Source organism: Actinomadura sp. NPDC048955, from assembly GCF_040649435.1.
Lineage (GTDB): Bacteria > Actinomycetota > Actinomycetes > Streptosporangiales > Streptosporangiaceae > Spirillospora > Spirillospora luteofluorescens.
The window spans coordinates 120,903-141,537 of the sequence record NZ_JBEZJI010000011.1 but is presented as its reverse complement, the minus strand read 5'-3'; the positions used below and the strand labels follow the sequence as shown (position 1 = coordinate 141,537).

At 73.6% G+C, this 20,635-nt stretch carries 8 protein-coding genes; all 8 read right to left on the bottom strand.

Going from position 1 to position 20,635, the window contains the following annotated elements:
• Positions 1-48: 48 nt before the first annotated feature.
• The 8 genes from AB0C84_RS14250 to rhaI all read right to left on the bottom strand — a co-directional run bounded on the left by AB0C84_RS14250 (position 49) and on the right by rhaI (position 20,629).
• A complete protein-coding gene (locus AB0C84_RS14250; protein WP_361065390.1) occupies positions 49-3,771 on the bottom strand; it encodes a glycosyl hydrolase in 3,723 nt (1,240 codons plus the stop codon).
• Entirely contained in the window at positions 3,768-7,730 is a 3,963-nt protein-coding gene (locus tag AB0C84_RS14245; RefSeq protein ID WP_361065387.1) for a family 78 glycoside hydrolase catalytic domain, read from the bottom strand. Before AB0C84_RS14245 ends, AB0C84_RS14250 begins: the two co-directional genes overlap by 4 nt.
• 64 nt (positions 7,731-7,794) lie before the next feature.
• Complete coding sequence (locus AB0C84_RS14240; RefSeq protein WP_361065384.1) at positions 7,795-9,213, bottom strand: L-fucose/L-arabinose isomerase family protein; 1,419 nt, start codon at positions 9,211-9,213, stop codon at positions 7,795-7,797.
• Between the two features lie 13 nt (positions 9,214-9,226).
• Positions 9,227-11,434 carry an alpha-L-rhamnosidase C-terminal domain-containing protein gene (locus AB0C84_RS14235; protein WP_361065381.1) on the bottom strand — a complete coding sequence of 736 codons (2,208 nt, stop codon included), beginning with the start codon at positions 11,432-11,434 and terminating at the stop codon, positions 9,227-9,229.
• Between the two features lie 11 nt (positions 11,435-11,445).
• Positions 11,446-13,986, bottom strand: coding sequence for an alpha-L-rhamnosidase C-terminal domain-containing protein (locus tag AB0C84_RS14230; RefSeq protein ID WP_361065378.1), 2,541 nt, complete (start codon positions 13,984-13,986; stop codon positions 11,446-11,448).
• A 148-nt stretch (positions 13,987-14,134) separates the two neighbouring features.
• A complete protein-coding gene (locus AB0C84_RS14225; protein WP_361065375.1) occupies positions 14,135-16,186 on the bottom strand; it encodes a bifunctional aldolase/short-chain dehydrogenase in 2,052 nt (683 codons plus the stop codon).
• A gap of 43 nt (positions 16,187-16,229) precedes the next feature.
• The gene (locus tag AB0C84_RS14220; protein WP_361065371.1) at positions 16,230-19,466 is read right to left on the bottom strand and encodes a family 78 glycoside hydrolase catalytic domain; all 3,237 of its coding nucleotides are present in this window, start codon (positions 19,464-19,466) and stop codon (positions 16,230-16,232) included.
• Positions 19,463-20,629, bottom strand: a complete 1,167-nt coding sequence (rhaI, locus tag AB0C84_RS14215; protein WP_361065368.1) for an L-rhamnose isomerase — start codon at positions 20,627-20,629, stop codon at positions 19,463-19,465. The genes AB0C84_RS14220 and rhaI overlap by 4 nt, the downstream gene beginning before the upstream one ends.
• Positions 20,630-20,635 lie beyond the last annotated feature (6 nt).

Sequence of the window (20,635 nt, the reverse complement as noted above, 5' to 3'; positions counted from 1 at the left end):
ATCCGCCGGACGGGGCCGGGGGCGCCCTCGCGCCCCCGGCCCTCCGGCCTACGGCCTTACGGAGAACCCGCTCATCTGCACGTTCGCGGCGATGCCGTCCCAGCTCCTGGTGATGTCCAGGCGCACGTAGCGGGCGCTGACCTTGGCGAAGGCCGTCGTCCCGCCCTCCTTGGGCGTGTCCGTGGCGGTGGCCACGGTGCGCCAGTTCCGGCCGTCCGAGGAGACCTGGACGCCGTAGTCGCGCGGCCCGTAGTTGGAGCGCCCGCCCACGACGACCGAGCCGAACTCGACCGGCGCGCCGAAGTCGACGCCGTAGCGGACCGGGTCCGTGGGGGTCGGTCCCTGGCCCGCGGCGCGGCCCCACGACACCCAGAACGTGCTCGGTGACCCGTCCACGGCGAGCTTGGCCGGGTACCGGTCCTGTCCGGCATCGGCGACCACCCGCGGGAACGGCGTGCCGCCCGGGTTGAGGGCGAGGTCACCGGAGTGCCGCAGGGTCACCGCCGTGACGGCGGACGGTCCGGCGTCGCTGCGCGCGGTCACCTTCAGGGTGCTCGCGCCGGACGCGACGCCCTTGCCGCGCAGCCCGACGGGCACCGTCACCGAGCCGCCGGCGGGCACCGCCACGCGGCCCCGCTCCGGCTCGGCGCTGATCCCCTCGGCCGCGGACGCGGTGACCGTCACGTTCGCCGCGCGCCCGGAGGCGTTGGTGACCAGCACGTTCGCGCGGTTGTAGCCGCCGTCCGCCAGCGGCAGCTCCGGTTCGAGCGCCTCGGCGGTCAGCACCGGCCGGTCGCCACCGGACGGGGTGAGGACGGCGGGGCCGAACAGCCCGTAGTCCATCGGCGCCCGGGACGAGGCCCCGGTGCCGGGCGCGGAGCGGACCGCGTTGAGCAGCGTGGAGGCGACCCGCACGGTGATCGTGTTGTTCCCGGGCCGCAGGTACCGGCCCACCTGGACGTGCCGCAGGTCGGCCTGGTTCAGCGGCGGGAGGTCGTGGCCGTTGACGTTCACCCGGACGGTGTCCACCGGTGTCCCGAGGTCGAGCGCGGCCGAGTCGATGCCCTTCCAGCCGTCGTCCAGGGCGACGTTCGCGGTGTAGGTGCCCACGCCCGAGACGTCCGCGAGGTCCACGGGGTGGCCGTTGGCCTTGGTGATCGCCGACCAGGCGGGCAGCGCGCCGCCCTCCCCGGCCTTCACCGTGACCGGCCCGAGCGTCGTGTGCGCGGTGTCGCCGGGCCGTCCGGAGGGCCCGGGGCCCCAGGAGTCCACCGACAGCGACCACTCGTCGAGCTTCACCGGCGGCGGAACGGCCGCCGTGCTCTGCCCGCCCTGCGGGCGGGCGGTCTGCGGGCGGCCGGTGAAGGTGGCGTCGTGCCGCGGCGTGACCGCGATGACCGCGGCGTCGTTCGCGGCCAGCCGGACCGGGACGGTGACGGTGCCGTGCCCGGACGTGTAGCCGCTGATCGGGGTGATCTTCCCGGTCCAGGTGTCCAGCCGGTAGGGGACGCCGTCGCCGGTCAGGGTGACCTTCTGCGCGGTCGCGGTGTTCGTCTGGTTGTACAGGTAGTAGTAGTCGGTGGAGCCCGCCTGGCGGCGCACGTCGAGGATCGCGCCCGAGCCGTCGTGCGGCGTGGCGGCGGGCGTGACGTTCAGGCGCCGCAGCGCGTCCGGCGCGTCCGCCTCGCTCGCCACCCGCACCACGCCGCGCTGCTTGAGGAGTTCGGAGACGGCCGACTTCAGCCGCGCGTCCTGCCGTGCGGTGTCACCGTTGCCGGGCACGGTGCTCGGAACGTCCCCGACGATGACGACGGGCAGCCCCTGCCGCGCGAGCCGGAGCAGCTTCTCCGCGGCGTCGACCGGCATCGTCTTCTGGTCGTTCAGCAGCACCGCGTGGTAGGCGGAGCGGTCGCCGAACAGGGCGCCGCGGGAGAAGGAGGCGTCCTTGCGCCGCAGCAGTCCCGGGCTGAGGTACTCGTAGGTGTATCCGGCCGACGCCAGCGCCGAGGAGCTCTGGATCAGCTTGTTCGACCCGCTCCCGGTGGTGCCGGTGCCGTTCATCCCGAAGTCCTGCCAGTACACGGCCAGGTCGAACCGGGGCTTGCCCTGCCGCAGCACGAGCTGCATCCGGGCCAGGCTGTCATTGACCGCCCGGTAGTCGGCCCAGTTCGGGCCGCCCTTGTCGCCGAACGCCTCCGAGTAGGAGGTGTTGCCGCCGTAGGTCATGCCGGGCCAGGCCGACTGCGGGCCGGCGCCCGCGGGCCCCCTGCTCAGGTACGGGAAGCCGTGCCAGACGACCTGGTTGACGCCGCCGGCGAAGCCCCGGTAGACCGCCTGGAGGTTCGAGGCGTCCGTTCCGGCGCCGGCCGTCGAGCCCCACACCGAGCCGGAGAAGGCGCAGCACTCGTCCGACACCACCGGCCGCCCGGACACGTGCGCGCCCGTGGCGACGACCCGGTAGTCCTGCACGTTGCTGTAGGCCCCGACCGACTGCCCGAACGCGAGGGACTCGCCCTCGGGGACGTCGACGTGCGAGGCGGCCTCCGGGACGTCCACCGGGATGCCGTAGGGCTGGATGCGGGTGCTGATGTGGTGCTTGTGGGCCCACTCGCGCAGCACGTCGAGCCGGTTGCGGATGTAGAGGTCGCTGAGGGTCTGCCGGTAGTCGGTGCGGACCCGGGCGCCGGCGCCGCCGCCGAAGTCGAAGAACGGCCGGTCGGTGATGCCCTGGTCACCGGCGCCGGCGAGGGCGGGGAGCACCTCGACCGGCGAGTAGCCGCGCAGCTTCGTCCACTCGCCGACCAGCTCGGACGTCCACTTCTGGGTGGTGCCGAGTTCGAGCGAGTCCTCGAACAGGTCGCTCTCGCCCATCTGGGCGAGCAGCTTCCGCACGTCGGGGGTGAGGATGTGCTCGTCGTAGAAGTCCGTGGTCGCCTTCGCGCCGGCCTTGCTGAACGGGTCGAGGGCGTAGTTGGTGCCGGTCGCGGTGTAGCCGGACAGGGACTGCCCGCTGGGCGTCTGGTAGAAGGCGATCAGCGCGTAGGTGCTCTCGCCGTCGCCGGGGAAGTCGACCGCGAGGCCGCCCTGGGCGTCCACCTTGGAGGTGACGTCGGTGACGCTCGCGCGGTCCAGCATCCGCGGGCCGCCGGCGGAGGCGCAGCCCGCGTCGGCGCACTTGGCGACGAGAGCCGCGATGAGCGTCTTCTTCGCGCCGGCGGGCGGCGCGACGTTGAAGTTCGCCGGCAGCGCACCGGACCTGCCCGTGCCGCCCTTGTGGAACTCATGGGAGAAGACGACCTGCTGCTGCGCGCTCGGATCGTTGACGTCGTTCACGGTGGGAACCGTCGCGGGCCAGCGCGGGCCGATGGTGAAGTCCAGGCCGAGGCCGTTGGCCTTGGCGGCGGCCAGCATCGTCCGGGTCTTCTGCGCCCACAGCGGGGTGCCCCACCCGTAGGTCTTCAGGAACTCCGGGGAGTTGTTGCCGGCGCCCTCCACGCTGAACGGGGCGACCTCGGCTCCCCCGCCGCCCGCCTTCCTGATCTGTTCGAGCTCCGCGGCCAGTTCCCTGTCGTCGGTGTGGGCCAGGGGCTGCCACCAGCGGTACTTGGGCCGCACGGACGCCGGAGGGTCGGCGAAGGTCGCGCGGGTCAGGGCCGGGACGCCCGGACCGGACGGCGGGGCGGCCTCCGCGGCCCCGGCGACCGCGAGGCCGGACAGGGCCACGAGCGCGGCCGCGGGGACCGCGAGCAGCCGGGCCTTGGAACGGGTCATGAGGTGTAGCCCTCCAGCTCGATGACGCGGCTGTAGTTGTGGTCGTTGGAGTCGTGGACGAGGAGCCGGAGCGCCGACGCCTCGACGGGCGCGAAGGTCTTCTCGACCGTCCCGGCGGTGCTGCCGGTGACGGTGCCGACCGTCGTCCACGTCCCGTCCACGCGTGCCTGGACGTCGAAGTCGCGGATGCCGGTCTTGGCGGCCGGATGCGCCGGGTCGTCGAGCGTGAGGACCTTCACGCGGCCGACGCGGCGCGGCTCGTCCCAGGTGGCGGTGAGGGTGTCGGGGAAGTCCCCGGCGGTGTCGTCGTTCCATCCGCCGACGCCGTTGAGCCAGACGCCGGAGTCGGTGCCGCCGTCGTTGGCCCACGCGGGCGACGAGCCGCTGTGGGTGCTGGAGGCCGACATCTCGGCGACGCGCACGAGGTTCCCGGTGACGCGCACCGGTGCCCGCACGCTCTCGTCGTCGACGGTGAGGGTGACGGTCCCGTCCGTCGCGGCGCCGGTGCGCCCGATCGTGACCGGGACCTCGGTGGAGCCGCCCGCGGGGATCGTGACCCGTCCCGCGGCCCCGGCCGTGAAGCCGTCCGACGCGGCGGCCTTCACCGGGACGGTGACGGCGCGGCGTTCGAGGTTGGTGACGCGGAACCGGGCCTTCGAGGACTCGCCCTCGATGACGGGGACGTCGACGCCGAACGGGGGTTCGACGGCGAGCTGGGTCCGGTCCTGCCGCACGGAGCCGGGGGTGCGGACGGTGAACGTCCAGGACCCGGATCCGACCTCGTAGACGGCTCGCCCGTCCTGGACGCCGAGGGCCTTGGCGCCGGCCGGGGCCTGGGCACCGGACGCGCCGAGCAGCGGCACCTCCACGCGCGCGGGGGCGCCCGGCGGGACGGTCACGTCGAGCCGCAGGTCGTGCCCGGACCGGCGCCACGCGCTGGAGACGGCGCCGCGCGGCGTGCGGTAGGTGGAGGCGGCGCGGGTCAGGTCGCCGACGACGGCGGGCCGGACCACGAGCCTGCCGAACGCGACCGAGTCGGCGGCCTGGCCGATCCCGGCGAGCCCGGCGCCGAACCACTCGTCGATGGCGCCCAGCATGAAGTGGTTCTGGGAGCCGTAGCCGGTCGGGCCGTCCCAGTACTCGGTGAGCGCGGTCGCGCCGTGCACGACCTGGTAGCCGTAGCTGGGGTCGGTGACCTGCTGCGCGACGGTGAGGATGACGTCGTCGCGCCCGGCCGCCGACAGCACCCGGAACAGCGCGGGCAGCGCGATCTCACCGACCGTGAGGTGGTACCCCTTGGCCTTGACGGAGGCGACGAGGTGGTCGAGGACGGGCTGCCGCTGCGTCTCCGGGACGATGCCGAGGTCGAGCGCGAACGCGTCCCCGGCCTGGCTGCCGGAGCCGTAGGTGTGCCGGGCCTCGTCCAGGTACTCGGCGTTGAAGGCGCTCGCGATGTCGCCGGCGAGCTTGCGGTAGCGGGCGGCGTCGTCGTCCTTGCCGAGCAGCCCGGCGACGGAGGCGAGCGCGGCGGCGCTGCGCTGGTAGCCGTACGTGGCGGCGATCCCGCGCGGCGTGGTCTTGTCGACGGCGGCCCAGTCGCCGAGGCCGTAGTCGAGCAGGTTCCCCTTCGCCTTGGAGGTCAGGTAGTCCAGGTAGCGCCGCATGTTCGGGTAGAAGTCGCGCAGCGGGCGGGTGTCGCCGTAGGTGCGGTAGTGCTGCCAGGCCGCCAGGATGATGGCGCTGCCCCAGTTCGGGTCGTCGCGGACGCCGCCGGAGAACTGGACGTACTCGGGCGCGATGTCGGGGACGAGCCCGTCGGAGGTCTGCGCCTCGGCCATGTTGCGCAGCAGCGCCGGGTAGTAGGCGGCGACGTCGTAGTTGCGGGTGACCGACCCCTGGACGAGCTGGGTCTCCTCCAGCCAGCCGAGCTTCTCCCGGTCGGGGCAGTCGGTCAGGATGCTGTACATGTTGCCCTGGATCGACCGGTCGATGATCGTGTGGATGCCGTTCAGCAGCAGGTCGGAGCTCTCGAACGATCCGGCGGAGGCGTTGCCCGCGCGCAGCACGACGGCCGACACGGCGTCCGCGTCCGGCGCGGACGGCAGGCCCGTCACCTGGAGGTAGCGGAAGCCGTGGTAGACGAAGCGGGGGTGCCAGGTCTCCGTGCCCTTCCCGGCGAGGGTGTAGTGGTCCTCGACCGGGGGACGCCGCGCACCGCCGGCGATCATCGTGCCCTGCTCGACGAGGCCGTCCGCGCCGAGCCGCTCCCCCGGCTTGAGCGTCAGTTCCGTCCCGCGCGGGCCACCGACCCGGATCTGCGGCCAGCCCGCGATGTTCTCGCCGAGGTCGAAGACGTAGGTGCCCTTCTCGGGCTGCGTGACCTTCACGGTCCGGCGGCGGCCGACGGGCACGATCGCGGGTGACATGCGCGAGGTGAGCGCGATGCCGGGGTCGGGGGCCTCGGCGGCCGGGCGCCAGGACGCCAGGTCCGCCGACGGCTCGTCCCAGCCGTCGCGCGCGAGGCGGGCGTCCTCGTCCTCACCGCCGTACCAGTGCGTGAACGTGGTCGGGCCCAGGTCGGTGCGCCATGACCGGTCGGTGGCGACCCGGGCGGTCGTCCCGTCCGCGAGCGTGACCTCCAGCTGGGCGAGCAGCTTCGGCGCGCCCTGCGCCCCGACGTACTTGGTGTAGCGGTCGCTGGTGGAGGTGACGTTGTAGGTGCCGTTGCCGAGCCGGACGCCGATCGCGTTGCCGCCGCGCCGCAGCAGCTTCGTGACGTCGTAGGCCGCGTACTCGGCGCGCTTGCGGTAGTCGGTGTTCGGCGGTTCCAGGACGGCGTCGCTCACCGGTCGGCCGTTGACGGTGGCGTCGTAGATGCCGAGCGCGGTGATGTAGAGCCGCGCGGACCGCACCTTGTCCTTCAGCGAGAACTGCCGCGCGAGGAGGGGCAGCCGCGGCAGGTCCGTCTGGTAGGCGGGCGGTGGCTCCTGGCCGGTGACGGTCTTGGCGGTGGCGAACGGGCCGTCCGCCGAGTCGGAGGTCTGCAGCGTGTAGTCGACGGGGAAGTTCGGCGTCTTGCCGTCGGCCGTCATCAGGTCGGTGCGCGGGTACAGCTTGACCGACGCGAGGTCCTTGACGGCGCCGAGGTCGAGCTGGAGCCAGATGTGGTGGCCGGGGTCCTGCGAGCCGTAGGCGGGGCTCGTGTACCCGAACGGGGCCTTCTGCGTGGTGAGGGATCCGTCGGTGACGAACTCCGGCATCCACTTGCCGGGGTATTCGCGGACCTCCGACGCGGTGACCTTCGCGCCCTTCGCCACGTCGGCCCCGGACGGGTCGAGCGCCTCGATCTCGGCGAGCTGGAGCCGCGACAGAAGCGAACCGCCCTCCTTGACCGGCAGGCCCAGCTTCGTCACGTCCAGCCGCAGGTGGCGGGCCCTGGTCCCGGCGGGCAGCGCGACGGTGGCGGGGGTGGGCTCCCGGTTCAGCCAGCGCTCGTCGCCGATCCACTTGGCGGACCAGTCGTCCTTGGCGAGCAGGCCCGTCTCGAACCGGGCCGGGGTGCTCCAGTCCGACGCGCGCCCCGAACCGTCCCAGACCCGGACCCGCCACCACACCTGGCGGCGGGAGGTGAGCGCCGTGCCCCGGTAGACGGCGTCGGCGGCGCCTGAGGAGACCTTGCCGGAGTCCCACAGGTCGGCGCTGCCGAGCCGGCCCCGGGACGTCGCCGCGACCACCTGGTAGGCGGCCTGCGCGGAGCCGCGGCCCGGGGCGGACAGGCGCCAGCTCAGGGTGGGCGTCGTGTCGTCGATGCCGAGGGGGTCGTCGAGCGCGTCGGTCCGCAGCCCGGTGGCGCGCAGCCCTGGGGCGTCCGCGCGGGCGGGCAGTGCGGTGACGGCGGTGAGCGTGAGGCAGAGGGCGACGCCGCAGACGGCACCGCGTGGTAGGGGGATTTCGGGCATGACGGAACATCCTTCGGACCTGCGCGGGGGTGGGGGGTGACGGCGTCGCGCCGTAAGGGTGTCGTCAGGGGTTCACATGGACCAGTTCGATCTCCAGGAGGTCGGCGAGGGCCTTGAGTTCGGCGACGCGGTGGCCCGTCCCGAGGGCCCAGTGGTGGGAGATCCCGGTGGCCGACCACGCGTCGGTCCACTCGCCGGGGTCGCAGCCGAAGTCGACGCGGGAGGTGGTGTTGCCGATCTTCAGCAGCGGCCCGTCCACGGTCTCGCCCTCGGACGCGGCGAGCGCGAACCGGCCGTCGCGGCGCTGGATGACCCCGATCGCGGTGACCGGGCCGTGCCTGACGTCGAACTCGACGGACACGCCGTAACCGCGCTTGCCGTGGTAGACGCCGAGTCCGCGCAGCAGCGGGCGGCGGGCGCTGATCGCCAGGTGCGCGGGCCCGTCGTGGCCCATCTCGACGTGGCCGCGGTGGAAGTCGAGCGCCTGCAGCTCGGTGAAGGAGCCGCCCGCGCCGAGCCGGTCGGCGATCAGCATCGCCAGGGAGGTGCGCAGCTCGTACTCCCCCGCCGCCGGGATCCCGCGCGCGGTCAGCAGCGACGCGCCGAGGATCATCCCGGCGCCGAGCCGCTCGTGCACCTCGCCGTCCAGGCCGCGGTGGTAGTAGGCGAGGCTGTCCAGCTCGAAGTCCTCGACGAGGCGGTCGAGGCCGACCGAGACGCGCGCCGCCCAGGTCAGGTCGTCGTCGTCGACGGACGCGTCCAGCTCGAAGATCTTCTCCGCCTCGGCCCGCTTGGCGGCCGTCTCGGCCTCGGTGACCTTCTCGACCCGGACCCGCAGGTCGTCGAACTCCAGCACCTCGACGTGCCCGCCGAAGTTGGCGCTCACGAGCGTGAGGTCGGTGGAGACGTCGAGCATGCCCGGGTACAGGTGGCCCATCAGCCCGTGCCTGCCCCGCCGCAGCGCCGCGCGGACCCCGGCGGCGCGCACCCAGCGGCCGATCCTCGCCCAGGCGCGCTCGTCCTCCAGGTAGCCCGACACCGAGCGGAACGGGACGCCGCAGCGCGCGAACGCGTTCGCCATCTCCGGCAGCGGGCAGGCGCCGCAGTAGGCGAGCCACTGCCCGGTGTCGAAGGTGGCGTGGTCCATCGACTCGGTGGGCTGCAGGTTGATCAGCAGGACGGGCGCGTCCGCCCGCTGCGCCACCGGGACCAGCATCGTCGCGGTCATGTAGGTGGTGAGGAAGCCGACGATGATGTCGCAGCCCGCGGCCCGCAGCCGCTCGGCCGCCGCCGCGCCCTCCTGCGCGTCGGAGATGAACCCGACGTCGACGACCTCGGCGCCGAGCCCGCGCATCCGCTCCGAGACGCGCTCGGCGGACCGCTGGAGCTGCGGCAGCAGGTCGGGGAACTGCGGCCAGTAGGCGCCGAGCCCCCCGGCGACGAGGCCGACCTTCACCGGCGGCGGCGCTGTGGTGTCTGCCATTGGTTGTCCTTTCCTAACGGGCCGTGAGGGTGTGGCGCCCGGCGGACGCCCCGTCCACGTAGACGTGGCCGCCGTCTCCGGACACGCCCGGCGCGGTGGCCTTCCCGCCGGCCCAGACCGTCCGGCCGTCGAGGGTGACCCGCCGGGTGGACGGGGTGATCGGGACGCCGAGCCGGCCGTGCGTGCCGCGCGGCGCGGTGACCGTCAGCCGGAGGCCGCCGCCGCTCCTGCGCCAGGACGCGGCGAGGTCGCCGTGCGGGGTCGGGACCGTGCCCTCGGCCCAGGTCAGGTCCCCGGTGAAGGGGACCACGGACCAGGATTCGTACCCGGGGGCGGCGGCGCGCACCCCGAGCACCCTGGTGCTGAGGGTGACGGTCGGCTGCGCGGCCCAGCCGTGCGCCAGGCTGGAGAACTGCTTGAGGTTGGGCGTGCCGTCCGGCTGCATGTGCTCCCAGAACGTGGAGCCGGGGTCCTGCCTGAGCTGGTGGCCCCAGAAGCGGCGGATCAGCTCCAGGCCGGACGCGTCGCCGGTCTCCAGCCGGGCGTCGGCCTCGAACCCGCTCGGCAGCGGCGCGTAGAACGGCGGGAGGCTCGCGTTGGGGGTGGACTGGGAGACGGTGAGCGAGCCGATGTCCGTCCAGTTGCGGGCGCGCAGGTAGGCGAGGGCCCGCTTGGCGCGGTCGCCCCCGGCGATGCCGGTGAGGACGGCGGTGACGTTGCCGTCCTGCGGGTAGGCGCCGGGGATCTCCCGGGACAGGCGGTACGCGCCGGTCGTCTCGTCCCACAGCTGGTCGTTGACGGCCCGCTTCACCGAGGCGGCCCGTCCGGCGTAGGCGGTGGCGGCGGACGCGTCGCCGCGCGCCTTCGCCATCGCGGCCATCTGGTCGAGGTTGCGGGCGTAGAGGGCGTTGACGTAGGTCTCGTGGCCGCAGTCCGAGTACCCGTAGTGGCCGCACGAGCCGGAGTCCTTGAAGCCGATCAGGCCGCCGTCGTCCGCGGCGCGGACCGACTCCAGCCAGGCGGTCGCCCGGGTGAGCTGGGGCCACCACCGGTCCAGGTAGGCGCGGTCGCCGGTGTACCACCAGTGCTCGTACATGTTGGACACGAACCAGGTGACGTACTCGCCGTAGGTGCGCAGCTCGTTCTGGTTGTGCTGCCCGACGAGGCTCGCGGCGGGCATGTAGCCGTCCGGGAGCTGCTGGGCGGCGAGCGACGACAGCGAGTTGGCGACCGAGCCCAGGTCGTAGGTGCTGACGTAGGCGACGGGCGCCTGGACGGCGAGGTCGCCCTGCCAGACGATCCGGTCGCGCTTGCCGCCGTCGTAGATCACGGAGGTGCGCGGGTCGGCGTGCGGGACCTGCGCGTCGGCGTGGTCGCCCTCCCCCGGCTGGTAGGGCCACTTCTTCGCCGTGTTCGAGGCGCCGGTGTTGATCTGCACGGTGTAGGCGCCCGCATACCAGATCTTGTTCAGCTCGTCGTCACTGGAGAGGAAGTGGCCGCGGTAGCCGTCCAGGTCGCGCTGGTCCGGCGCGGCGGTGAAGTCGAGGGAGATCTCGTCGACGTCGACGTGCCCCGGGCCGTCCAGGAAGAGGGTCGCGTAACGGAAGCCGCCGCGCAGCTCCTTGTCGCGGACGGTGCCGGGCACGCTCACCCCGTCCAGCGGGAGGGCGTGGCTGTCGGTGTCCTGGGTGTAGGGCTGGCCGGGGAACCCGTTCCAGATGTTGGCGGTGTCGCAGCCCGGTGCGATCTTCCCTTGGCCGTCGTTGGCGTCCGGGGCGAGCGCCATGTACTCGACCGATTCGGAGAAGCAGGCGCGCAGCCCGGGCCGGTCCGCGGAGGCGCCGTTCACCCGGACCTTGAGGTGCCCGGCGACCTCCTTGCCGAAGTCGACGATCAGCAGCGGGGAGCCCGCCCGGTCGGCGGCGCCCGTGAGGCGGACCGCGTCGCCTCCCCGCCGCAGCGCGCGGCGCGGGTCGCCGTCGATCGCGCCCTGGCGCGGGTCGGCCTTGAACACCCTGGCCGGCGAGACGTCCCGGCCGGAGGGGGCCAGGACGTACGGCCGCCACTGGCCGGGGCGCGGCGTGTAGGAGGCGTCCTGCCAGGGCCCCTTCGCGGGAGGCGAGGCGACGGCGGGGACGGCGAGCGCGAGGGTGCTCGTGACCGAGAGGGCGGCGGCCGCGGCCGCGCGGGCGAGGGAGCGCCGGGCAGTGGGGGTAGCCATGATCACTCCAGTCAGCGGGACGCGGTCAGGATGGACGTGCCGGTGAGGCCGGGCACCTGGACGAGGCCGTCCCGGACGGTGACGCCGGGTTTCACGGCGGCGCCGTGCCGCCAGACGACCGTCCCGCCGGCGCGGACCTCGGACGCGCCCCGGGCGGGGACGCCGACCGTCGCGGTGGTCCCGCGCGGCGCGTCGACGCGCAGCGTGAACGTCCCGCCGTCGCGCTTCCAGGCGGCGGTGATGTCGCCGTGCGGCGTCGGCACCCGCCCCTGGGCCCAGCGCAGCCCGCTCGCCGGGTGCGGCAGGACGGTGAACGTCCGGAAGCCGCCGGAGGCCGGGGCGACGCCGAGCACCTGGTTGGTCAGGAACGAGGTCGGCGCGGCGGCCCACCCGTGCGACAGGCTCGTGTACGAGCCGAGCTGCGGCGCGCCCGCCCGGCTGACGTTCTCCCAGAGCGTCCCGGGCTGCGCCTTGCCGAGCATCGGGTACCAGGTGCGGCGCAGCAGCGACATCGCGCCGGCCGTGTCGCCCTGGGAGGAGTGGGCGAGCAGGGCCTGCGCGGACACGAAAGGGCTGATGTACTGCGGGACGGCGCCGCCCGCCCTGTCCACGGTGAGGTCGCCGTGCGGGTCGGCGAGCCTGTCGCCGAAGAATTTCAGCACCGACGCCGCGCGGTCGCCCGTGGCGACGCCCGCGACGACCGCCATGGCGTTGCCGTCCTGGGGGTGGTTCCCGTCGGACGGGCTGACCTTGTAGGCGCCCGCGGCCGGGTCCCACAGGCGGTCGTTCACCGCCTTGGCGGTACGGGCCGCGCGCTCGCGGTAGGTACCGGCGAGCCCGGTGTCGCCCTTGGCCTCGGCGGCCTGCGCGGCCTGGCCGAGCACCTTGACGTACAGGGACGACACGTAGGTGCCGCCAGCCTCGTTGCCGTAGCCCCAGGTGCCGCCGGCGCCCTTCATGCTGAGGAGGCCGTCGTCGCCCGCGTTCGACTCCAGCCACGCGACGTTCTTCTTCATCGCGTCGTACCACTTGTCGAAGAACGCCTGGTCGCCGGTGTAGAGGTAGTGCGTCCAGTAGTTGTGGACCCACCAGGCCGCGTACTCGCCCCAGCCCATGTTGTAGCCGAACTTGTCGGTCAGGTAGAGGCCGGGGATCTGTCCGTCGGCGGCCTGGCCCTTGGCCATGAACCCGACGGCGCCGGCCGCCGGACCGGCCTGCCCGGTCGACAGGTAGGCCACCGGGTCGGCGACCGCGTTGTCCCCGCCCCAGATCATGCGGTCGCGCTTGGCGCCGTCGCTGATGACGCTGTCGCCCTCGCCGACGATGGCGTCGTTGCGGACCGGGCCCTCCTGGCCCGGGTAGGGGCGCCCGGTGGCCGGATCGATCGTCGACATCTGGACGGTGTAGGCGCCCGCGTACCAGAGCCGGTTCAGGGTGTCGTCGCTGGACAGGAACGCGCCCTTGTAGCCGTCCAGGTCGGGGTTGGCGGGGTCGGCGGTGAACTTCAGCCGCAGGTCGGACAGCCGCACCTCGCCGGGGCCGTCGAGGAAGACCATGAGGTAGCGGAACCCGCCGCGGATGACGGGGTCGGTGAGCGCGGAACGCCCGTTCTTGTCGTGAGATGGCGACCGGGTTTCCAGGTAGTGGGTCTCGGTGGCGAGGCCGACCGGGTCCTGGCTGTAGTCGGAGGCGGTCGTGAGGTATTGCGCGCTCTCGCTGAACGCCAGGCCGATCCTGGGCGAGCCCTTGCGAGCTTCGGCGGTGACCTGGATCTGCCCGCCGACCTCCTGCCCGAAGTCGTAGACGACGTAGGGGCGGCCGTACTCGTTGGAACCGAGCGTGGTCGTGCCGTTCCGGAAGGCGCCGGACGGGTTCCGCACCGTCCCGCCGTAGGGCGCCGCGGGGGCCTGGCCGTCCTTGTACAACGTCCACACGGCGTGGACGCGGGCGCCGGGGCCCGGCTTGCCGGTGTTGCGGAACGTGACCCGCATGTCCTTGGACGAACCCACGAGCTGCGCCGGGACGGCCACGTCGTAGTGGACGAGGCCCGCCTTGTCGCCGCTCCACACGCCGGCCTGGGCCGGGTCCGGTGCGCGCTCGTGGACGACCGTCCCGTTCACGAGCACCTCGTAGTGCGCCGTGGCGCTGCCGGCCTCCTCGACCCGCAGCGTGACCGCGCGCCCGGGCGTGACCCGCAGCCGGTAGCCGAACGCCGCGCCTGCTTCGCCGCCCGTCTGGCGGGTCATGACGCCGTCGGCCTTGGCGGCGGTGGAGGACCCGGCGTCGAGGTCGTGGCCCTTCTCGGACGTGCCGGAGGCGGCGGTCACGTGGTCGCCGTTGACCCCGTACGCCTCCGCGGCCCGCACGGGGCGGACGTTGCGGCCGGAGGGGGCGAGGACGTAGCGGTCGGCGCGGGTGAGGGACGGAAGGCCGAGTCCTTTCGGGGAGGCGGACGCGGCGGCGGGCGGGAGGGCGACCAGGGCGGCGGCGCCCAGGGCCAGGAAGGTGACGGCGGACACGTGGGAGCGCGCGAACTTCTCAGCCGGCGGCATCGTTATCCCTTCGGGTTCACTTGGTCGAGCGGGCCCAGCAGGGACGGCCGGCGGCCCGGTGGGGACGGCGCGGACGCGGCGGGGTGAGCGCCGCGGCCGCGCGGTCCGGGCCGCCGGCCGGCCTTCTTCCAACGGGGCGGTTCCTCCCTCAGCGCAGGAACGCGGCGGCGACGCCGGCGTCCACGGGGACGTGCAGTCCGGTGGTGTGGGTCAGGTCCCCGCCGGTGAGGGCGAAGACGGCGGCGGCGACGTGCTCGGGCAGCACCTCGCGCTTGAGCAGCGTCCGCTGGGCGTAGAACTCGCCGAGCCTCTCCTCCTCGACGCCGTACACGGCGGCGCGCTTGGCGCCCCAGCCGCCGGCGAAGATCCCCGAACCGCGCACGACCCCGTCCGGGTTGACCCCGTTGACGCGGATGCCGTGCTCGCCGAGCTCGGCGGCCAGCAGCCGCACCTGGTGCGCCTGGTCGGCCTTGGTCGCGCCGTAGGCGATGTTGTTCGGACCGGCGAACACCCCGTTCTTGGACGAGATGTAGACGATGTCGCCGCCCATGCCCTGCTCGACCATGACGCGGGCGGTCTCGCGGGACACCAGGAACGAGCCGCGCGCCATGACGTCGTGCTGGAGGTCCCAGTCGGCGGCGGTCGTCTCCAGCAGCGGCTTGGAGATGGACAGGCCGGCGTTGTTGACGACGAGGTCGACGCCGCCGAACGCCAGGACCGCCTCCCGGACGGCCGCGGTGATCTCGTCCTCGGAGGTCACGTCCGCGCCGACGGCGATCGCGACGTCCGGGGCGCGCAGCGCGGTGGCGCCGATCTCCGCGGCGACCTTCTCGGCCGCCCCGAGGTCCCGGTCGGCGACGACGACGCAGGCGCCCTCGGCGGCGAGGCGGCGGGCCGTGGCCGCGCCGATGCCGGAGCCGCCGCCGGTGACGAGCGCGACGCGCGAGGCGAGGGGCTTGCTCGCCGGCATCCGGCGCAGCTTGGCCTCCTCCAGCTCCCAGTACTCGATGCGGAACTTCTCCGCCTCGTCGATCGGCGCGTACGCCGACAGCGCCTCCGCGCCGCGCATCACGTTGATCGCGTTGACGTAGAACTCGCCGGCGACCCGCGCGGTCTGCTTGTTCGCCCCGAAGGAGAACATGCCGACGCCCGGCACCAGCACGATCGCCGGGTCCGCGCCGCGCATCGGCGGCGAGTCCGGGCCGGCGTGCCGGTCGTAGTAGGCGGCGTACTCCTCGCGGTAGGCGGCGTGCAGTTCCCCGAGCCGCGTCCTGACGTCGTCGAGCGGCGCGTCCGGCGGCAGGTCCAGCACCATCGGCGCGACCTTGGTGCGCAGGAAGTGGTCCGGGCACGACGTGCCGAGCGCGGCGAGCCGGGGGTGCTCGGCGCGGGACACGAAGTCCAGCACCGCCTCGCTGTCGGTGTAGTGCCCGACCTGCGGCCGGTCCGTGGACGCCAGGCCCCGCACGAGTGGGAACAGCGCGGCGGCGCGGGCGTGCCGCTCGTCCTCGGGCAGCACCGGGTGGACGATCTCGCCGAACGGGTCGGGCCTGCCGTGCTCGGCGATGTAGGCCTCGGCGGTGCGGATGATGTCGAGGGAGTTGGCCTCGCACTCCTCGCTCGTCCCGCCCCACGCGGTGATGCCGTGCCCGCCGAGGACCACCCCGATGGCGCCCGGGTTGGCGCGCTTGATCTCGGCGATGTCCAGGCCGAGCTGGAAGCCGGGGCGCCGCCACGGCACCCACGCCACCCGGTCCCCGAAGATCCGGCGCGTCAGCTCCTCGCCGTCTGCGGCCGTCGCGATCGCGATGCCGGAGTCGGGGTGCAGGTGGTCGACGTGCGCGGCCTCCACGAGGCCGTGCATGGCGGTGTCGATGGACGGCGCGGCGCCGCCCTTGCCGTGCAGGCAGTAGTCGAACGCCGCGACCATCTCGTCCTCGCGCTCGACGCCCGGGTAGACGTCCACGAGGGCGCGCATCCGGTCCAGCCGCAGGACGGCCAGGCCCTTCTCGGTGAGGGTGCCGAGGTCGCCGCCCGAGCCCTTCACCCACATCAGCTCGATGTCGCGGGCCGTCACGGGGTCGGTGACCGTGGCCTTCGCGGACGCGTTGCCGCCCGCGTAGTTGGTGTTGCGCGGGTCCGAGCCGAGGGTGTTGGCGCGTTCCAGCAGGCGCTCCACCTCGGGTGGAGTGGCGGTCATCGGATGTCTCCTCGTGTGCGTGGCTTCATGGACGTGCGTGGCTTCATGGACGTGCGTGGAAGGTGTAGGAGCCGGACGCGGCCTCCACCCGGACGACGCTCCCGCCCGCGCCCTGGCCGGTGCCGAGGACGCGCACGCCCCGGGCGGCCGTCAGCGGCCGTCCGCTCTCGCTGACCCGGTCCGCGGCCGCGGCGGGCAGTTCGATCTCGGCGGTGGCGCCGACGGGGACGCTCACCCGCAGTTCGAACCCGGAGCCGGACTTCGTCCAGCGGACCGCGACCGGGCCGTGCGGCGTGGCCGTGGAGCCGTTCACCGAGGTCAGGTCGCCGACCGGCTGCGGCGCGATCCGCACCCGGTCGAATCCGGGCGCGGCCGGCGTGATCCCGGCGAGGTCCTCGGTGAACCACTCGCCGATGGCGCCGCCGAGGAAGACGTGGTCGCGGGACCGCGAGTCCAGGTCCCAGCGCTCCCACAGGGTGGTGGCGCCGTTCGCGGTCCAGTACCCCCAGCCCGGATAGGTGCGCTGGTCGGCGACGCGGTAGGCGAGGTCGCCGTGGCCGCGCCTGGTCAGCTCGGTCAGCAGGTACTTGGTGCCGAGCGCCCCGGTGTTGAGGTGGTCGCCGCGCTCCTGGACGTCCCGGACGAGCCGGTCGGTGACGGCCTTCTGCGACTCCTGCGGCGCGAGGCCGAGGGCCAGGGCGAGCAGCGCGTTGGTCTGCCGGTAGCCGGGGTCGGACTTGGTGACGTAGGCGTCGCCGCGCAGGAACGCCTTGTTGAAGGCGTCCTTGGCGCGGGCGGCGGCGGCCCGGTAGCGGGCTGCGTCGTCGCCGTGGCCGAGGACCTCCGCCACGTCCGCGATGATCGTCGCGTTGGAGTAGGTGTAGGCGGTGCCGTGCAGGCGCCCGTCCTCGGGGGTGTTGCCGTTGTACCCGGGGGCGAGGTAGTCGTTGAGGCTGCTCGGGTAGAGCCCCGCCCCGTCGGCGCGCTTGAGCCATCCGTCCAGGTACGCCCGCATCGCCGGGTAGGTCGCGGTGAGGACGTCGCGGTCGCCGTACCGCTGGTACATCTGCCAGGGGATCTCGGTGAGGGAGGCGTGCCACGGCGGCGCCTGCCCGTAGTAGCCGAGGCCCCAGCCGTTGTCGGGCACGATGCCCGGGACGGTCCCGTCGGGGCCCTGGCTGTCGCGGTGGTCGGTCATCCACTTGGCGAACAGCCGGCGCAGGTCGAAGCGGCCCATCTCCATCTCGGCCATGAGCTGCGCGTCGCCCGTCCACCCGTTCTTCTCGTACATGGGGGTGTCGGTCGGGATGCCGTGCCAGTTGTTGACGACGGTCTGCCGGGTGACGGTCTCCAGCGTGTTGAACAGGTCGTTGGAGCTGCGGAACGAGCCGTTCGAGCGCAGGTCGCTGTGCACCTCGCGGCCGTCGAGGTCGTCGGCGGTGGGCGGCTCCCCCGGCCAGCCCGTCACCTGGACGTACTGGAAGCCCTTGTAGCTGTAGCGGGCCTCCCACGTCTCGGTCGTCCCGCGCCCGGCCAGGACGTACTCGTCGGTCTGGAAGCGGCCGGTGACCAGGCCGTTGCCCGCCTGGACGGTGCCGTCGGAGTTGAGCCGCTCGCCGTACTTGAGGCTGACGGTCGCGCCCTTCGGGCCGCTGGTCCTGATACGGGCCCACCCGGCGGTGTTGTGGGGCATCTTGAACACGTAGACGCCGGAGGCGGGGTTGGTGACCGCGACGGGCCGCAGGGTGCGGGCGACCTTGATCGGCTCGTGCTCCTCGGGCACCACGGTCGCGGCCGGGGCCGTGACCGTCGCCGCCTGCCGCCAGGAGGAGGCGTCGAAGCCGGGACGGTCCCAGCCGGGCTTCTCCTCGCGGGCGTCGTAGGTCTCCCCGCCGTAGAGGGAGTCGTAGCGGACGGGGCCCTCGGCGTAGCGCCACTGCCCGTCGGTCGCGATCGTCTGGGTGCCGCCGTCGTCGTAGGTGACGACGAGCTGGGCCAGCAGACGCGGCTCACCGGTCCACGGGGCGGCGTTCCAGTTCCAGGCGTTCTTCTGGGTCATGCCGTAGAAGCCGCGCCCGAGACGCGCCCCGATCACGTTGCCGCCGTGCCGCAGCATGCGGGTCACGTCGCGGGTGACGTACTCGACGCGCTTGTCGTAGCGGACGAACCCGGGCTGGAGGACCTCGTCGCCGACGCGCCTGCCGTTCAGGCTCAGCTCGGCGTAGCCGCCCGCCGCCGCGTACAGCCGCGCCTTGGCGATCTTCTTGCCGGGGACGGTGAAGTCGCGGCGCAGGAGCGGCTCGGGGAGGGTGGGCTTCTCGGGGTTCACCTCGCCCCAGGGGGCGCCGCCCCAGGCCGCCAGCACCTTCGCCTCGGGCCAGGCCGCGTCGTCGTAGCCGGCGGCCTTCCAGTCTCCGGCGGGCTCCTCGTTCGCGGCCCGCCAAGCCGCGCCGGTGTCGACCTGCTTCGGGTCCTGCCCCGGCAGTTCGAGGCGGCCGAGCAGCCCGGCGGGGCTGGCCTTGCCGTTGGTCGCCTTGACGGCGACGACGTTGCGGCCCGCCCGCAGGTGGGCGGTGACGTCGACGACGATGGGGCGCCGCCAGTTCTCCGCCACCGGGTCGGGGTCGCGTCCGCCGACCTCGGCGCCGTTCACCCAGGCGGTGAAGCCGTCGTCGGCGGTCATGACGAGGCGGGCGCCCTGCGGGACCGCGGCCAGGTCGAACGCGCCGCGGAAGTAGCGCGAGCCGGCGGGCGCCTGCGTCTTGGGGTCGCCCTCGGGGTACCAGATCCAGCTGGTGCCGCGCAGGTCGGGCGTGGACGCGGCGCTCTCGGGGGCGCCGATCCAGGAGCCGCGCCAGCCGTCCGCGCCGAGCGCGGTCTCGAACCAGGTCGGCGCGCTCCAGCGCGTCCAGTGCCCGCGGGCGTCGGCGACCTTGACCCGCCAGGTGTAGCGGGTGGCCGCCTTGAGCGCCGGGCCGCCGTAGCGCACGTCGTAGCCGCGGGCCGACGCGACCGCGCCCGAGTCCCAGACGGCGCGGTCCCCGTCTGCGGTGGCGACGGACACGCGGTAGGCCGTCTGCCGCTGGCCGCGCTCCCCCGCGCTCAGCACCCATCCGAAGCGCGGCTTCGCGGCCGAGACGGCGTTCGGGGTCGTGGCGTGCTCGGTCTCCAGGCCGCCGACGCGCAGGGCGGCGGTCTCCACCGCGTGCGCGGGGACGGCCACGGCCAGGACGAGCCCGGCGGCGGCGACGAGGGCGACGGGGCGGCGCGGCATGCTCATGCGCCCCAACCGGCCGCCTGGCCGTCCTTGCGCTCCTCGGTGATCCGCTCGTAGTAGCCGGACGCCTTGTAGGCGGCGACCGGGTCCGGGTGCAGGCCCATCTCCTCGCGCAGCTCGGCGAGCAGCGGCCGGACGTCGGTGTTGTAGGCGTCCATGAACACGGCGTTCGCCTCCAGGACGTCACCGGACCGCTGCGCCGACCGCAGGGCGTCGGCGTCCAGCAGCAGCGCCTTGGCGGTGGCCTCCTGGACGTTCATCACCGAGCGGATCTGGCCCTGGATCTTCGGCTCGATGTTGTGGCACTGGTCGAGCATGAACGCCACGCCCGTCTCGGCGTCGTAGCCACCGCCGCGCATTACCTCGTACATGATCCGGAACAGCTGGAACGGGTCGGCGGCGCCCACCATCAGGTCGTCGTCGGCGTAGAAGCGGGAGTTGAAGTCGAACCCGCCGAGCTTCCCCTCGCGCAGCAGGAACGCCACGATGAACTCGATGTTGGTGCCGGGCGCGTGGTGGCCGGTGTCGACCACGACCTGCGCCTTCGGGCCGAGCTTCAGGCAGTGCGCGTACGAGGTGCCCCAGTCCGGCAGGTCGGTCGTGTAGAACGCCGGCTCGAACAGCTTGTACTCCAGCAGGAACCGCTGGTCGTCGCCGAGCCGCTCGTAGACGGCGGCGAGGGCCTCGGCCATCCGGTCCTGCCGGTCGCGGATGTCGTCCTGCCCCGGGTAGTTCGTGCCGTCGGAGAACCACAGCTTCAGGTCGCGGGACCCGGTGGCGTCCATGATGTCGACGGCTTCGAGCAGCTGGTCGAGGGCCTTGCGGCGGACGGCGGGGTCGGGGTTGGTGACGCTGCCGAGCATGTAGTCGTCGTCCTGGAAGACGTTGGTGTTCACCGCCCCGATCCGCACGCCCCGCTCCTTCGCGTGGGCGGCCAGCGCGGCGTAGTCGTCGACCCGGTCCCAGGGGATGTGGATCGCCACGCTGGGGGCGACGCCGGTGAACCGGTGCACCTGCGCGGCGTCGTCGATCTTCTCCCGCGGGGTGCGCGGCACGCCCGGCTGGGCGAAGACCTTGAAGCGGGTGCCCGAGTTCCCGTACGCCCACGAGGGGGTCTCGATCTGCTGGCGGCGCAGGGCGTCCTTCACCGCGCTGGTGTCGTTCACGCTTGC

Excerpts from the sequence above, each read along its gene's own strand:
- AB0C84_RS14250 (WP_361065390.1), bottom strand. The coding sequence starts at position 3,771 with ATGACCCGTTCCAAGGCCCGGCTGCTCGCGGTCCCCGCGGCCGCGCTC.
- AB0C84_RS14245 (WP_361065387.1), bottom strand. The coding sequence starts at position 7,730 with ATGCCCGAAATCCCCCTACCACGCGGTGCCGTCTGCGGCGTCGCCCTC.
- AB0C84_RS14240 (WP_361065384.1), bottom strand. The coding sequence starts at position 9,213 with ATGGCAGACACCACAGCGCCGCCGCCGGTGAAGGTCGGCCTCGTCGCC.
- AB0C84_RS14235 (WP_361065381.1), bottom strand. The coding sequence starts at position 11,434 with ATGGCTACCCCCACTGCCCGGCGCTCCCTCGCCCGCGCGGCCGCGGCC.
- AB0C84_RS14230 (WP_361065378.1), bottom strand. The coding sequence starts at position 13,986 with ATGCCGCCGGCTGAGAAGTTCGCGCGCTCCCACGTGTCCGCCGTCACC.
- AB0C84_RS14225 (WP_361065375.1), bottom strand. The coding sequence starts at position 16,186 with ATGACCGCCACTCCACCCGAGGTGGAGCGCCTGCTGGAACGCGCCAAC.
- AB0C84_RS14220 (WP_361065371.1), bottom strand. The coding sequence starts at position 19,466 with ATGAGCATGCCGCGCCGCCCCGTCGCCCTCGTCGCCGCCGCCGGGCTC.